Raw genomic sequence first — 15267 nt, forward strand, 5'->3', positions numbered from 1 at the left:
GCAGAAACAAAAGGAGTAGATCAATGATCGATGGTCTATGGAGTGGTCTTTTGAGTGGATTTTTGGGGCCTGTTGTTGCAAAAATTATCGGGAAATTCTCATATTGGAAGGTTTTTGTTTTCATGTTGGCGTGCATTTATATTTTCATATTCTCGGTTGCGATATTTAAGTCTGGAGTTGAGAAAGGGTTTTCGACTGCGGTGGCGATTTCTTTGGGGATGCCAGGGGCATTGGTGCCGATTGGGTTTGCCGCGGTTTTTGCATTTTGCGCTTTTCTTCAAGTGCGTTCGGGTAAGAAGGGTTGATTTTTTGAGGGGTGGGGTGGTTGAAAATAAATTATTGAAGAGATGAAAGTTGTCGAGAATTGCTGGGATTGCTTGGCTGCATTTGATTGTCAGTATGGTGCTCATTTTTTTGATGGAGAGGATGCGCATATATACGTCAACGACTGGCTTGGCGTGTTTGGTGCGATGGAGGACGATTTTTGCAAAAAGAATGACGATGGATTTGTTGGGCATTGTGTTTTGGTATTTAGAGGGGTGAGTAAGTTTGATTTTGTTGTGACGCCATATGACAGGGTTGGCGGCATTGTGTCATGGAAAAATCCAATCTCCTTTAATTATGTTGGCAAGCGAGGTGGCGGCGAGCAGGCGTACGAGTTGGCAGGAGGTTTACATGGATTTGCATCGTCGGTAGGTATTTATGTCGAATCGCGAGGATTTGAGTTGCATATTTTGGCGGAAGATGAGCCATCGCGCCGCTTCCATGTCTGATTATAGGTTTTAAATTTGATATTGAATTTGTGGGTGTTCGTGGTGGGAATTGATTAATTTCTTGGTCGTATTTGTGAGTCGGGATTGTTGGTGTTGTGTGTTGGGTGTGGCTGGTGAAGTTAATAAATGAAAGACATAGCGGAATAAATGCGAGAGACTCAAAGACCACCGCTTGTCGTCGACCTCGACGGCACGCTGACCCCATCGGACACCCTGATGGAATCAGTGATCCACGCGGTAAGACGCAAGCCTTCAAATCTGCTGCGATTGCCTTTCTGGCTCGCCGGCGGGCGCGCCGCGTTCAAGGCCAAAGTTGCAGAACACGCCGATTTTCGAGCTGAGACACTCCCGTATCGCGAACCGCTTGTCGACTATCTCGAGAGCGAACGCGAAAGCGGCCGCAAGATCGTGCTCGCAACTGCCGCGCATCGTTCGATCGCCGAGCAGGTGAGCGCGCATCTCGGTCTGTTCGATTTCGTCATCGCAACTACCGGCGACACGAATCTCAAGGGCGCGACCAAACTGGCCGGCATTCGCCGGCAGGTCGGCGACGACTTCGTCTATGCGGGTGACAGCAAAGCCGATCTGCCGATCTGGGCAGGCGCGAAAGGTGCGGTCCTGGTCGGCGTTACGAATGGTGTCGCGGCGAATGTCCGCAGCCGCATTCCGGTTGAAAGAGAGTTCTCGAACGCGCGCGCAGGCTTTGCCACATGGTGCAAAGCGCTGCGTGTCCACCAGTGGCTGAAAAACCTGTTGCTGTTCGTTCCGCTGCTGACTGCGTTTGCGTTCCTCGACACCGGCAAGGTTGCCACACTCGTGCTCGCCTTCCTGTCGATGTCGCTTGGCGCGTCGGCCACCTACATCGGCAACGATCTCTGGGATCTGGACAACGATCGCCGACACCCTCGCAAGCGCAACCGCGCATTCGCAAGTGGCACGCTGCCGATTGTGCAGGGGCTCGGTTGCGCGGCACTGCTGCTGACCCTGGCATTTGCGCTGGCATTTGTGGTGTCGCCCGAATTTGCCGGCATGTTTGCGCTCTACCTGCTGCTCACGACCGCATACAGTTGGCGCCTGAAATCGATCGTGCTGCTCGATGTCGTCGTGTTGTCGTTGCTGTACACCTATCGAATCATCGCCGGAGCCGTCGCTGCGGAAATCACGGTCAGCCGCTGGTTGCTCGCGTTTTCCGTATTTGCGTTCCTGAGCCTCGCGCTGGTAAAGCGCTGCTCCGAGCTGGTGCTTTTGCGTCAGCACAACAAACGCGCTTCAGCAGGCCGCGATTACCGCGTGGGCGATCTCGAAGTGCTCTGGCCGTTCGGTATCGGCGCATCGCTTGCCGCAGTAGTCGTCTTCGGCCTTTTCATCAACGCCCCCGAGACCGCCGCACGCTACGCGATTCCGCACTTGCTCTGGTTCGTGCAGATCGGCCTGATCTACTTGTTCGGCCGACTCTGGATCACCACGGTTCGCGGCGCGATGCACGACGATCCGATCGTTCATATCCTCGAAAACCGCGGCAGCTTCACCATGCTTTGCGTCATGGTGACGATCGTGCTGGCCGCTCACTTCCTGCCGGCGCCGTAAGCGGCGATAACCCTATGACGGAAAAGAACCAGAACCGGGTGCGAGCCTTCTGCCGTTTCGCCATCGTCTACGTGCTGCTGTTCATCTGCGCCGGAAACATCACGAACAGCATGCTGCTGAAATGGGGTTTCCGCGACGATCAGAAGGGCGACTTTGCAACGAGCTACAGCCTCGTCGGCATGATGAACGGCGACGCACCGAAGCCTTACGTCTACCGGTCGTCGTTTCCGACTGCCGCCAAGTGGATTGTCGAGCAGCTTGACCAGGCAAAGCAGGACAAGCTGTTCAAATCGATCAAACGGCATGACTCCCTGCGCAACGCCTATTTCACGAGCGTTCCGGAAGAATACTGGACGCCTGTCACGGCGCTCGTCTATCACCTGACGTACATCGCGATCGTGCTGTCGACTCTCTTTGCGCTTCTGCTGATCTATAAGCTGGCGAGGCTGCACGGACTCAGCTTCGGGCATTCCGTCGGCTTTCTGGCGGCGTTCAGTTTCGTCTATCCGTTGACGTTTCAGCAGGGCGGCTACTACTACGATTTCTTTGAACTGCTCGGCGTGCTGGGTGCGTGCTACTTCCTGATCAAGAGGCGAATGCTGGCATGCACGCTGATGATTGCCGTCTTCTCCCTGAACAAGGAAACGTTCTTTCTCGTACCGCTCGCGTTGTTCCTGTTGCACGAGCGGGACGTCGCAATGTCGAAGCGCGTTGCGTGGCTCGTGCTGCAGCTCGGGATCTGCATCGCGACCCGGCAGTTCATCATGAGCGGATACAGTGAAAACGCTGGAGGATTCGTCGAATATCACGTGTGGGACAACCTGAAGTTCTGGGTGAATCCCAAGTCCTATTTGTCCTTCTACAACCTCATCGGCAAAGGCATTTTCACGCCGAGCCTGGAAAATCCGCTGATGGTCGTGCCACTTGCCGTGTTCTTCCGGGCAGCCTGGCGCGCGACGCCGACGCGCTACCGAAGCTACTTCTTCGCGGCATTCCTGCCCGTGCTGGTGCTGTTCATCTTTTTCGGCTATCGGGACGAGGCGCGCAATTTCTCGGTCGTGTTCCCCGCGCTCGTGTTGATTGCGCTGCACGGCGCGAACCGGGTCAACGCAATTTTCAGCAGCAGTACAGATACATCGGGTGACAGTCGTGTCTCGCCCAATCGTCGGACGGATATCGAAGTGGCGACGGAGGCGGCGCGATGAACTGGCTGATCGTTGCCGCGAGTGGCGTGTTCGGCGGGCTCGCCAGCGTATTGCTCAGGGTTGCCGCGCTCAAGGAAATCTCGCTTGGCGAGTCGGACGTACTGCCATGGATTGCACGCGGTGCCGCCGTTGCCGCTTACGGCGCAGGGTTCGTGCTTTACGCGGCCGCATTGCGCAAGACAACCCTCGGCATTGCCTATCCCACCATGGTGGCGATCTCCATGCTCGTCGTGCTGTCGTTCACAGCAATGCATGAGCATCTATTGCGGCCGATGCAGGCGGCCGGCGCATTCGTCATCCTGATCGGCGTTTGGATGATCACGCGGTACGCGTAATCCAGAGAAACCAGCATATGAAGAAAAAAATCCGGGGAGCCAATCTCGTCGCGGCTTCGGTACTGCTCGCATCGGCCGGAGTCGCGGCGCAATCCGCTTCGCCTGGCACGCTACCCGCAAGCAATGATCAGCGCGCTCGCGAGCAGGAAGAAGCGCGTGAACGCGAAAGAGCCGTTTCTGCTCCTGCAGTTCGTTCATCGGTGACCGAGCGTGTCGCATTCCCGTCATTGCCGACCGAATCGCCATGTTTCCGCATCGACCGTTTTGCACTCGACGTACCCGATTCGCTGCCCGACACGGTGAAAGTCCAGGGCGCGTCCGCGTTGCCGATGGATCGCTTCGCCTTCGCGCGCGAGTGGCTCGGTCACTATGACGGGCAGTGCGTTGGCAAGCAGGGCCTCGACGTGCTCGTGAAAGGGCTGTCCCAGGCGATCCTTGCGCGCGGCTACATCACGACGCGCGTGCTTCTGCCTGAGCAGGATTTGTCCGCAGGCACGCTCAAGCTGGCGTTGATCCCCGGCGTCATCCGCCAAGTGCGCTTCTCCGACGAGAAACTCCGCGGCACCTGGAAGACCGCCTTCCCGACCCGCGACGGCGACCTCCTGAACCTGCGCGACCTCGAGCAAGGCCTCGAGCAGATGAAGCGCGTTTCGAGCCAGGACGTCTCGATGCAGATCGTCCCCGCCGACACGCCGGGCGAAAGTGACGTCGTGCTCGACATCAGGCGCGGCAAACCCTGGACCGTCGTCGCCTCGATCGACAACTCCGGCACACGTGCCACCGGCCGCCTGCAAGGCAACTTGTCGGTCGGCATCGACAACCCGCTCGGCCTGAACGATATCTTCAACATCGGGGTGAGTCAGGATCTCGAACTCGGCGACAAGCGTCTAGGCTCGCACGGCTGGAACGGCTTTTATTCGATTCCGTGGGGCTACTGGACTGCGACGCTGTCGGCCTACACGAACACGTACTACCAGCAGATTGCGGGTGTGAACCAGACCTTCGTCGCGAGCGGCAACTCGAAGACCATCGACTTCAAGCTGAACCGCGTGCTGTCGCGCAGCCAGAACGACGTGTTCGGCGCGCAATTCCGGCTGTCGCGCCGCTTCGGCCAGAGCTTCATCGAAGACACGGAAATCCCGCAGCAGCGCCGCAACAACACGTTCGTCGAGATCGGCCTGACCGATCGTCACTACTTTGGCGGCGCGCAGTTCGACGGGATGCTCGCGTACCGGCAGGGCATCGGTGCATTCGGCGCGCAGGACGACATCCTGGCGGCCGAAGGCGGCCCGACCTACCGCTACCGGATGGCCGTGCTCGACGCGAACCTGCAGATGCCGTTCGCCATTGCGAAACAGCCGTTTCGCTATGTCGGTACCTTCCACGGCCAATACACGGGCAACACGCTGTACTACATCGACGACCTGACGATCGGCAGCCGCTATACGGTGCGCGGTTTCGATGGCGAGACGATGCTGGCAGCTGCGCGCGGCTTCTACTGGCGAAACGAATTGCAGATGCCGATCGGGCAGACGGGGCAGGCTGTGTATGCAGGGCTCGATTACGGTCGCGTGTGGGGGCCGCAGCCCGTCGCGCTGGTCGGCACGCAATTGGCCGGCGCCGTGATCGGTGTGAAGGGAAGCGTCGGTACGCGATTCGGCGCTTACGCGTACGACTTGTTCGCGGGGACGCCAGTGTACAAGCCGTCGGGTTTCCCGACCGCGCGCGTGACGTTCGGCTTCCAGCTGACGGCGCAGTTTTGACGGCGCTGGCTATGTGAAGGAAAGCTGGCGTAGCCCGCCAAGTGGGGAATGGGCTGCATCGATCAAGAGGGCATGCGGCATCAATAATTAGCAATATTTAATAAATAAGAGAGAAGCAAATGAAAATGAATCGACTGTATGCGGCAACCGTGATCGGAGCGGCGGTACTGCTGGCGGGATGTGGCGGTGGCGATGGTGACGGTAGCGGCGCCAAGGCAACCGGTACCACCAGCACCAGCAATAACGGCTCGACCGGTGCGGCGACCGATACCACGTCGACCGATCAAACCGCCACATTCAAGTGTCCGAGCGGCTACAAGTCGATACAGGTGACGAAGAGCACGATCCCGAATGCAACGATGACGCTCGTGACCGACGATGGCGTGGCGACGTATACGTTCAAGACGCCGCAGGACGGCGTGGTTCGTGACGGGACGGTGTGTCTGGGCAAGCCCGATCCGGTTCCCGCGGGCGTTCAGGCCGATGTGATCTACGAGATCAAGACATATGGCGGTTTCTACGAAATGTCCGACCGGAAACTGACCCTGAACTTCACGTCGAACCTCATTCCCGATCCGTCCCCGCCGGTGATTGAGCTGGCCGACGTATCGAGCGGAACGGTCACGTACAAGCCGGCTATTCAGGGGAGCCTCATTTCAACGCCGCCGAATTTCAGCCTGAGTGTCTATCCGAACGCTCCCGGTTTGTATGTGGTGCGCCTGAAACGATAAGCACCGTGCCCGGGCCATGGCCAGCGTTCCGTGCCGTCAGACCGACGACTTGGCGCGTTGAGCCGTAGCCATCATGGCGAGCACTGCTTCTTTGATATCGGGTCGCCCAGGCGTCCTTGCACGCTTGGGCGGCGAAGGGCCAGCAAGATCTGACAAGCTGGCCGAAAGCATTTGACCCCATTCAAAGAGGCCCGCCCGGCCTTGCGAATTCGTGCTCGTCGCGGCGCTCCACCCGGCAGATTTCTCCCAAATGCATCACAAGTCATTCATCCGATGAAAAAACCCCGCCGGTTCCCGGTATGATGCGCACCTTGCGTTTGTCGAACGCACTATTTTTGATGCGATTTTGATGGGCGAGGCCCCACAAAACCGCACAATCCGAACCTGAAAGATTCTGTAATATAAATTCCGTATACTCGTAAGTTCTGATCCAGGCGCCGCCTGCCATTTCCTTCGGCCGACCGCCCACGCAGAACAACCAGATACGTCGCCGCCTGGCCGTCTTGCGCCGCGACACGCTATGCACCACCACTGAACAACTTATGTCTTCCCGCCACTCAGGTTCGCCCGGCCTCGCCGCGGCGGTGATCGCCCGTGTCCGGGCGCTGATCCGCAACGAGCGTGTGCTGTCGCCGCTGCTCGCGCTCGGCATCGGCCTGCTGCTGATCGTGGTTTTCCAGCACCTGTCGGAATCCGTCGACTACCGGTCGGTGATCCGCGAGTTGCGTCACATGTCCGTCGGCGAGTGGGGCGCATCGCTGGCCGCGACGGCCCTCAGTTATCTCGCGCTCGTCGCCCGCGATGCGGTCGGCCTGCGTTATGTCGCCGCGAAGGTGCCGCGCGTCGCGTTGTGGATCGGCGCGATCGCCGGGTCCGCGCTCGGTAACGCGACCGGCTTCGGCGCCCTGACGGGCGGCGCGGTCCGCGCACGCGTGTACGGCGTGTCGGGCGTCACGCCCGCGCAGATCGGCCGGATGACGGTGTTCACGAGCGGCACGCTGGCGCTCGCCATGGTGTTGATGACGGCGGTCGGCATGGTCTGCGTGCCGGAGGCGCTCGCCGCGATGCTGCACGTCGCGCCCGGCGTGCTGACGTGGACCGGCGCCGCGCTGCTCGTGGTGCTGGCCGCGATGGTCGCGATGTGCGGCAGCACGGCGCGCCCGGTCGTCACGCGCTTCAAGTGGCTGTCGTTCGACGTGCCGGCGCGGCGCGATCTCGTCGCGCAGGTCGTCTATGCGATCCTCGACGTCGTCGCCGCGGGCCTGACGCTGTGGGTGCTGCTGCCGGCCGCGCCGGTCGGCTTCCCGACCTTCATCACGGTGTATGCGGCCGCGCTGCTGCTGGGGATGATCGGCCATACGCCGGGCGGGATCGGCGTGTTCGAAGCCGCGATGGTCTTCACGCTCGGTCGCGAAGTGCCCCCGCACGCGATGGTCGCCGCGCTCATCGCGTATCGCGCAATCTATTTTGGCGTGCCGCTCGTGCTGTCGGCCGGCCTGCTGGCCGGTTTCGAGGGCCGCGCGCTGCGCCGCCGGCTCGTCACGCGGCAGGCCGTGCGCGTGTCGCAGCTCGCGCCGGTGTTCCTGAGCCTCGTGACGTTCGCGGTCGGTAGCATGCTGGTGATCTCGAGCGCAACGCCCGCGTTCTGGCACCGGATCGCGATCCTGCGCCACCTCGTGCCGCTGTGGGTGCTCGAAGGCTCGCAGGTGATCTGCAGCGTGCTCGGCGTCGCGCTGCTGTTCGTCGCGCGCGGGCTGCTGCGCCGCCTCGACGGTGCGTGGTGGATGACCTTCGCGCTGACGCTCGCAAGCCTCGCGCTGTCGCTCGCGAAAGGCCTCGCGTTCGTCGAGGCCGGCGTGCTCGGCACGCTGCTGGTGCTGCTGCTCGTCAGCCGCCGCCGCTTCAACCGCCATTCGTCGCTGCTCGCGGAGCGCTTCACGGTGAGCTGGTTCGTGTCGGTGGCGATGGTGCTGATGCTGGCCGTGTGGGTGCTGTTCTTCGCGTTCCGCGACGTGCCGTACACGCGCGAGCTGTGGTCGCATTTCTCGTTCGACGCGCGTGCGCCGCGCGCGCTGCGCGCGACGCTCGCAGCCGGCGTGTTCGTCGCGCTGTTCGCGCTGTGGCAACTGCTGCGCCCGGCGCCCGGCCGTTTCGTGAAGCCCGCGGCGCAGGACCTGTCGGATGCCGAACGGATCATCCGCGCGCAGGAATGCAGCGATGCGGGCCTCGCGCTGATGGGCGACAAGTCGTTCCTGTTCTCCGAATCGCGCCAGGCGTTCCTGATGTACGCGAAGTATGGCCGCACGTGGGCCGCGCTGCACGACCCGGTCGGGCCGCGCGAGGAATGGCCTGCGCTGATCGGCAAGTTCATCGCGCTCGCACACGCGCACAGCGGTCGTGCGGCTTTCTACCAGGTGCGCGCCAACGCGCTGCCGCTGTATCTCGACGCGGGGCTCACGCTGATGAAGCTCGGCGAGGAAGCGCATATCGCGCTCGACCAGTTCGACCTGAAAGGTTCGAACCGGTCGCACCTGCGCTACGCGCTGCGCCGTGGCGACAAGGATGCGCTGACGGTCGAGGTGATCGCACCGCCCGACGTGCCGGCCACGCTGCCGGCCTTGCGCGACATCTCCGACGGCTGGCTCGACAGCCGCGACGCGCGTGAGAAGAGCTTCTCGGTGGCGGCGTTCCACGACGGCTATCTGGCGACGCAGTCGGTGATGCTCGTGCGGCAGGCCGACAAGCCGATCGCATTCGTCACGTTCATGACGACCGACCTCAACACCGAGGCGACGGTCGGCGTGATGCGGCACCTGCCGGACGCATCGCCGTATGCGATGGAATATCTGTTTACGCAGCTCGCGCTGCATCTGAAGGAAGCGGGCTTCCGCAAGCTGAGCCTGGGCATCGCGCCGTTCTCGGGGATGGGGGCGGCGAAGATGCCGTCGCCGTGGCACCGGGTCGGCCTGATGGTCTGGCGCTTCGGCGGCCGCTTCTACAACTTCCGCGGCTTGCGCGCATTCAAGAGCAAGTTCGAACCGCACTGGGAGCCGCGTTATCTCGCGGCCTCGGGCTCGGTCGGCGTGTTCGTCACGCTCGCGGACCTGTCATTGCTGGCTGGAGGTCGGCGTTCATGATGTTGAAGAAGGGAATCGCGCGGGCGGCAGCCGCCTGCGCGGGAATGATGCTGGCCGGCGCCGCGTGCGCCACGCAGCCGGCCGCGGTGAAAGCCGAAACCGTATCGGGCGGCCGCTACGGGCCCGTCACCGTGACCAAGCCCGGCGGGCCGCTGCGCGGCTTCGTCGTGCTGTTCTCGCGCGAGGCCGGCTGGAGTGCGGCCGACCAGCAGGCCGCCGATGCGCTCGCGAAAGCCGGTGCGATGACGGTCGGCGTCGATTCGGAGCGTTACGCGACGAATCTCGCCGCGAAGCAGGAGACCTGCCACCACCTCGACGGCGACGCCGAAGCGGTCAGCCACCAGCTCGAACGCCTCGCGCAATCGTCGCGCTATTTCACGCCGATCGTCGCGGGCGTGGGCCAGGGCGGCGCGATCGCGAAGCAGATCCTGTCGATGGCGCCGGAGAACACGATCGCCGGTGTCGTATCGGTCGATCCGGCGGCGAGGCTCGATCCGCGCTTCAAGCCGTGTCCGCCCGATCCGACGATCGTGCGGCGCGCGATGCCGGGTTTCGTCGAAACGGCGGCCGCGGGCGATTCCGCGAAGCTCGTGTCGCTCGTCACGTCGCACCTGCGGGACACCACCAGCAGCGACGAACTCGACGTGTCGGATCTGCCGCTCGTCGAGCTGCCGGCCAAGGGCGGCAACGGCCAGCTCGCGATCGTGATCTCGGGCGACGGCGGCTGGCGCGATCTCGACAAGACGATCGCCGAGGCGCTGCAGCGCGATGGCGTGTCGGTGGTCGGCATCGACAGCCTGCGCTATTTCTGGAGCGAGAAGCCGCCGGCGCAGGTGAGCCGCGATCTCGCGCGCGTGATGCGCACCTACATGGCGCGCTGGCATGCGAATCGCGTGGCGCTGGTCGGCTACTCGTTCGGTGCCGACGTGATGCCGTTCGCGTACAACCGGCTGCCGGCCGACCTGCGCGACAAGGTCGCCGTGATGTCGCTGCTCGGCTTCGCGCCGGCCGCCGATTTCCAGATCCGCGTGACGGGCTGGCTCGGCATGCCCGCGAGCGACAAGGCGCTGAAGGTCGCGCCGGAAATCGCGAAGGTGCCGCCGCAGCTCGTGCAGTGCTTCTATGGCGCGGAGGAGAAGGACACGATGTGTCCGGCGCTCGTGAACACGGGCGCCGACGTGATCAAGACGCAGGGCGATCACCACTTCGGCCGCGACTACATCGCGCTCGAGAAGAAGATTCTCGGCGCGTTCGGCAAGCCGGTGGCGGCGCGCTGAACGCCGGCGCCCGCTTCGCGGCGGGCGCCGGCCGGACCTTTCCGGTTCTTCGTACGGGCGGCCAGCGTGCCGCCCGTTTCATTTTGCGGCGGGCGTTGCCGCGTTCTGCTGCGGCGCGACCGTTCTCGCATCGCGTTGATAGAAGCCCGGAAACCGGTCGAGTTGCCGCCGCGCGGCCGCGATGTCGGTATCGTCGCCGAGTACGGCGCTCGAGAACCCCGTGCGCTCCATCAGCAGCAACTGGTCGACCAGCACCTCGCCGGTCGCGCGCAGGTCGCCGGTGAAGCCGTAGCGCTTGCGCAGCAGGTACGCCTGGCTGTATGCGCGGCCGTCGGTGAACGACGGGAACTGCAGGTCGATGCGCGTGACTTGCGCGATCCGCCCGGCGAGCGGCGGCAATTCCTCGTCGTTGCCGATCGTCAGCATCGTGTCGTCGTGCGGCTGCGTGTCGTCGGCGTGTTCGGCCGGCGTCAGCAGGCGGATGCGCGCGTGTGCGTTCGAAGCTTGCTGGTTCATGCGGGCTCCACCTGATGGCGCGCGTCGTTTGCGGCGGCCTTGAAGGGTTCCGTGCCGATGCGGCGGACGGTGTCGATGAACCGTTCGCTGCGGCCGTCGTTGTCGATCCGTGCGTCGAGGTACGCGTTGACGATCGCTTCGACGACATCGACGATCTCGTCCGCCGAAAACGACGGGCCGATCACCTTGCCTGGCCGCGCCGGGCCGCTCGCGGTCGAGCCGTCCGAGCCGCCGAGCGTGACCTGGTACCACTCGGCGCCGTCCTTGTCGACGCCGAGGATGCCGAGGTGGCCGCTGTGATGATGGCCGCACGAGTTGATGCAGCCGCTGATGTGCAGGTCGATGTCGCCGACGTCGTGCAGCATGTCGAGATCCTGGAAGCGCTCGGCGATCGCATCGGCGATCGGGATCGAGCGTGCATTCGCCAGCGCGCAGAAGTCACCGCCCGGGCACGCGATCATGTCCGTCAGGAGTCCGACGTTCGCGCTGGCGAGCCCGATCGCGCGGGCGTTTTCCCACAGCGGGAACAGGTCGTCGACATGCACCCACGGCAGCACGACGTTCTGCGTATGCGTGACGCGCGCCTCGCCGGCCGAGAAACGGTCGGCGAGATCGGCGAGCGCGTCGAGCTGGTCCGGCGATGCGTCGCCCGGGGCCTGCAGGCGGCGCTTGAACGACAGCGTGACGATGCGCAGCGCCGGGTCGCGGTGATCGGCGACATTGCGTGCGAGCCAGCGCGCGAAGGCCGGGTGGTGTGCCGCCTGGGCCGACACGCGCAGGTTCGCGTCGCGCAGGCTGACCGTGCGCGGCTTGAGCCGCGGCGCGACGAACGACGCGGCGACGCGGTCGAACTCGACCTGGGCGATCGTGTGCAGCCCGCCGTCGTGCTCGACGATCTGGCGGAACTCTTCCTCGACGTCGTCGATGTAGCGTTGCCCCTCGGTCTTCACGAGGATCTTGATGCGCGCCTTGTACTTGTTGTCGCGCCGTCCGTAGCGGTTGTACACGCGGACGATCGCCTCGATGTAGTTCATCACGTGCTGCCAGGGCAGGAACGCGCGCAGCAGCGTCGCGATCGTCGGCGTCCGGCCCATCCCGCCGCCCACGCTCACGCGAAAGCCGAGTGCGCCCGTATCGTCGCGCACGAGCTTGAGGCCGACGTCGTGCCAGTCGGTCGCGGCACGATCCTCGGCTGCCCCGGTGATGGCGATCTTGAACTTGCGCGGCAGGAACGCGAATTCGGGGTGCAGCGTCGTCCACTGGCGCATCACTTCGGCGAACGGGCGCGGATCGGCGATCTCGTCCGGCGCGACACCGGCGCGCTCGTCGCACGAGATATTGCGGATGCAGTTGCCGCTCGTCTGGATGCCGTGCATGTCGACGGTCGCGAGCAGATCCATCACGTCGGCGGCCCTGGCGAGCGGAATCCAGTTGAACTGCACGTTGGTGCGCGTCGTGAAGTGCGCGTTGCGGGTCGGCAGGCGCATCGTGCCGAGCAGGGCCTGCGCGTCGCATGCGGCGCGGTAGGTGGCATCGTCGGGCACATCGTAGTCGCGCGCGATCCGCGCGAGCACGCGCAACTGCGCGCTCGACAGTTCGCCGTACGGCACGGCCACGCGCAGCATCGGCGCGTGGCGCTGCACGTACCAGCCGTTCTGCAGGCGCAGCGGCCGGAACGCGTCTTCGCTCAGCGTGCCGAGCTGCCAGCGCTCGAGCTGGTCGCGAAACTGGGCGGCGCGGCTGTGCACGAGCGCCCGGTCGAAAACGGTATATCGATACATGACGTGATACGCGAGAGGAGCCGCGGCGCGATGCGGGCGGCTCGAGGGGACGTTGCGACGGGTGTCAGGCAACCGGAGACAGCGTAGGGAACGCGGGGCGGCGGGACAAGCAGCAGATCGGGACGAAAAGGGCGCAGCAGATGGCCGGCGAGATGCCGGTGCAGGCCGGCGCGGGCCGGGCATGCGTGCATGCCCGCGACGGGTGCTTACGCGTCGGCGTCGACGACGAGCGCCGGATCGAGCGCGCGGATGCGCTGGTCGATGAAGTAGCCGCCGCCTTCCTGGTAGCGCAGGAACAGCCGGTTGCACGCGCGGCAGCGGCTCACGGTGCAGCGGTTGTACGGGAAATGGCGCAGTGCGATCGGCGCGTCGTCCGACGCGTAGCGCGTGCCGGCCGGATGATATTCGGCGTAGGTCGGCTCAGCCTCGCCCGGCGGCGTGAGCGTGGCGACTTCGGTCAGTTGCGCGTCCTGCAGCGACAGCGGCAAGGTCGTCCATCCGGCGAGCGGCGTTTTCGTGCAGGTGCACGGCTGCGCGACGTGCGCTGCTTCGGTGGCCAGTTTCAACAGCGCGTCGTGATCGAGGTAGGGCAGTTGACTCATGGGAAATCATGAAGAGGCGGCGGGATCAGCACTGTAACCCGCGCACGGGTTGCGTGCATGGCGCGTGACGCAGGCGGCGCACCGTGTGCGCTTCAATCGCCCTTGCGGACCGACGGCTGCGCGACCAGCTCGCCGAGCACGCGGATCGCGCGTTCGATGTCGCGGCTCCACGGATGGCCGAAGTTCACGCGCACGCAACGTTCGAAGCCGTGCGCGGCCGAAAACAGCGGCCCCGGCGCGAAACTGATCCCGCGTGCGATCGCCTGGCGATGCAGCTCCATCGCGTCGATCGCGTCGGGAAACGCGAGCCACAGAAAATAGCCGCCTTCGGGGCGCACCCACTCGACGCCGGCCGGCAGCCAGCGCCGCAGCGCGTCGTCCATCCGGTCGAGCTGCGTGTGCAGCGCGCCGCGCAGCTTGCGCAAGTGCCGGTCGTAGCCGCCGTGCTCGAGATAGTTCGCGATGCCGGCCTGCGCGGGAATGCTGGCCGACAGCGTCGTCATCAGCTTGAGCCGCTGCACCTTCTCCGCGAACCGGCCGGCGGCGGCCCAGCCGATCCGGTAGCCGGGCGCGAGCGTCTTCGAGAACGAACTGCAGTGCATCACGAGGCCGTGCCGATCGAACGCGCGCGCGGGCAGCGGGTAGTCGGGGCCGAAATGCAGCTCGCCGTATACGTCGTCCTCGATCAGCGGCACGTCGCGTGCGGCGAGCATTTCGACGAGCGCACGCTTTTTTTCGGTGGACAGCGTGACGCCGGTCGGATTCTGGAAATTGGTCATGAACCAGCACGCGCGAATGTCGTGCCGGTCGAGTGCGTTCGCGAGCGCATCGAGATCGAGGCCCGTGCGCGGATCGACGGGAATCTCGACCGCGCGCAGGTCGAGCCGTTCGATCGCCTGCAACGCCGCATAGAAGCCGGGCGCTTCGACGGCCACGACGTCGCCGGGCCGCGTGACGGCCATCAGGCACAGGTTCAGCGCCTCGAGCGCGCCGTTCGTGACGACGATCTCGTCGATGGGCTGCGAGATGCCCGTCGCGAGATAGCGCCGGGCGATCTGCTGGCGCAGCGCCTCGTTGCCGGGCGGCAGGTCGACGACCGTGCTCCACGGGCTGACGAGCCGCGTGGCCTGCGCGAGCGATTTCGCGAGGCGCGGCAACGGAAACAGTTGCGGCGACGGGAATGCGGAGCCGAGCGGCACGATGCCGGGCTGCGTGGCCGCGTCGAGGACGGAGAACACGAGGCTGCTGATGTCGACCTTGCGTGTGGCGCCGGCCCGTTTCGCGCGGCGCGTGGGCGCCGGGCCTGCCTCCGGCGTTGCGCCCGGCGCGACGTAGTAGCCCGAGCGTTCGCGCGCGCGGATCAGCCCCCACTGTTCGAGCAGGTAGTACGCGCGAAACACCGTCGACTGGCTCACGCCGTGCTGCGCGATGATCTGCCGCAGCGACGGCAGCCGCGTGCCGACGGCGAGGTTGCCGTTGCGGATGTCGTCGGCGATCGTGTGGGCGAGGGTTTCGTAGCGTTTCATCGGCGAGGGTGGTGCGCGCCGTCGCCACGCGCGG

13 protein-coding genes are annotated in these 15267 nt (G+C 64.2%); 9 read left to right on the plus strand and 4 right to left on the minus strand.

Annotation, left to right across the window (positions count from 1 at the left end; translation table 11 throughout):
* The first annotated feature begins 23 nt into the window (after window positions 1-23).
* The 9 genes from PQB87_RS25055 (at window position 24) to PQB87_RS25095 (ending at window position 10808) form a co-directional block, all read left to right on the plus strand.
* Window positions 24-305, plus strand: a complete 282-nt coding sequence (locus PQB87_RS25055) for a hypothetical protein (RefSeq protein WP_489244154.1) — start codon at window positions 24-26, stop codon at window positions 303-305.
* Between the two features lie 42 nt (window positions 306-347).
* On the plus strand, window positions 348-773 hold the full coding sequence (locus tag PQB87_RS25060; protein WP_489244156.1) for a hypothetical protein: 426 nt from the start codon (window positions 348-350) through the stop codon (window positions 771-773).
* A 147-nt stretch (window positions 774-920) separates the two neighbouring features.
* The gene (locus tag PQB87_RS25065) at window positions 921-2360 is read left to right on the plus strand and encodes a UbiA family prenyltransferase (RefSeq protein ID WP_489244158.1); all 1440 of its coding nucleotides are present in this window, start codon (window positions 921-923) and stop codon (window positions 2358-2360) included.
* 14 nt (window positions 2361-2374) lie between these two features.
* Window positions 2375-3565: a hypothetical protein gene (locus tag PQB87_RS25070; RefSeq protein ID WP_489244160.1), complete on the plus strand. Its 1191-nt coding sequence runs from the start codon at window positions 2375-2377 to the stop codon at window positions 3563-3565.
* Window positions 3562-3900: a hypothetical protein gene (locus tag PQB87_RS25075; RefSeq protein WP_059854052.1), complete on the plus strand. Its 339-nt coding sequence runs from the start codon at window positions 3562-3564 to the stop codon at window positions 3898-3900. The genes PQB87_RS25070 and PQB87_RS25075 overlap by 4 nt, the downstream gene beginning before the upstream one ends.
* A gap of 17 nt (window positions 3901-3917) precedes the next feature.
* Window positions 3918-5663, plus strand: coding sequence for a ShlB/FhaC/HecB family hemolysin secretion/activation protein (locus PQB87_RS25080; protein ID WP_489244162.1), 1746 nt, complete (start codon window positions 3918-3920; stop codon window positions 5661-5663).
* A 119-nt stretch (window positions 5664-5782) separates the two neighbouring features.
* Window positions 5783-6394, plus strand: coding sequence for a hypothetical protein (locus PQB87_RS25085; RefSeq protein WP_489244163.1), 612 nt, complete (start codon window positions 5783-5785; stop codon window positions 6392-6394).
* A 542-nt stretch (window positions 6395-6936) separates the two neighbouring features.
* The gene (mprF, locus tag PQB87_RS25090) at window positions 6937-9531 is read left to right on the plus strand and encodes a bifunctional lysylphosphatidylglycerol flippase/synthetase MprF (RefSeq protein ID WP_060319652.1); all 2595 of its coding nucleotides are present in this window, start codon (window positions 6937-6939) and stop codon (window positions 9529-9531) included.
* The gene (locus tag PQB87_RS25095) at window positions 9528-10808 is read left to right on the plus strand and encodes a virulence factor family protein (protein WP_175830224.1); all 1281 of its coding nucleotides are present in this window, start codon (window positions 9528-9530) and stop codon (window positions 10806-10808) included. Before mprF ends, PQB87_RS25095 begins: the two co-directional genes overlap by 4 nt.
* 78 nt (window positions 10809-10886) lie before the next feature.
* Here PQB87_RS25095 and PQB87_RS25100 read toward each other — a convergent pair whose 3' ends face one another.
* From PQB87_RS25100 to PQB87_RS25115, 4 genes are all read right to left on the minus strand, one after another.
* Complete coding sequence (locus PQB87_RS25100; RefSeq protein WP_301861551.1) at window positions 10887-11324, minus strand: DUF934 domain-containing protein; 438 nt, start codon at window positions 11322-11324, stop codon at window positions 10887-10889.
* Window positions 11321-13105 carry a nitrite/sulfite reductase gene (locus PQB87_RS25105; protein WP_489244166.1) on the minus strand — a complete coding sequence of 595 codons (1785 nt, stop codon included), beginning with the start codon at window positions 13103-13105 and terminating at the stop codon, window positions 11321-11323. The genes PQB87_RS25100 and PQB87_RS25105 overlap by 4 nt, the downstream gene beginning before the upstream one ends.
* 206 nt (window positions 13106-13311) lie before the next feature.
* On the minus strand, window positions 13312-13707 hold the full coding sequence (locus PQB87_RS25110) for a hypothetical protein (protein ID WP_489244168.1): 396 nt from the start codon (window positions 13705-13707) through the stop codon (window positions 13312-13314).
* A 92-nt stretch (window positions 13708-13799) separates the two neighbouring features.
* Window positions 13800-15233: an aminotransferase-like domain-containing protein gene (locus PQB87_RS25115; protein ID WP_059707279.1), complete on the minus strand. Its 1434-nt coding sequence runs from the start codon at window positions 15231-15233 to the stop codon at window positions 13800-13802.
* Between the last annotated feature and the right edge of the window lie 34 nt (window positions 15234-15267).

This window comes from Burkholderia sp. KL41 (genome assembly GCF_057005415.2).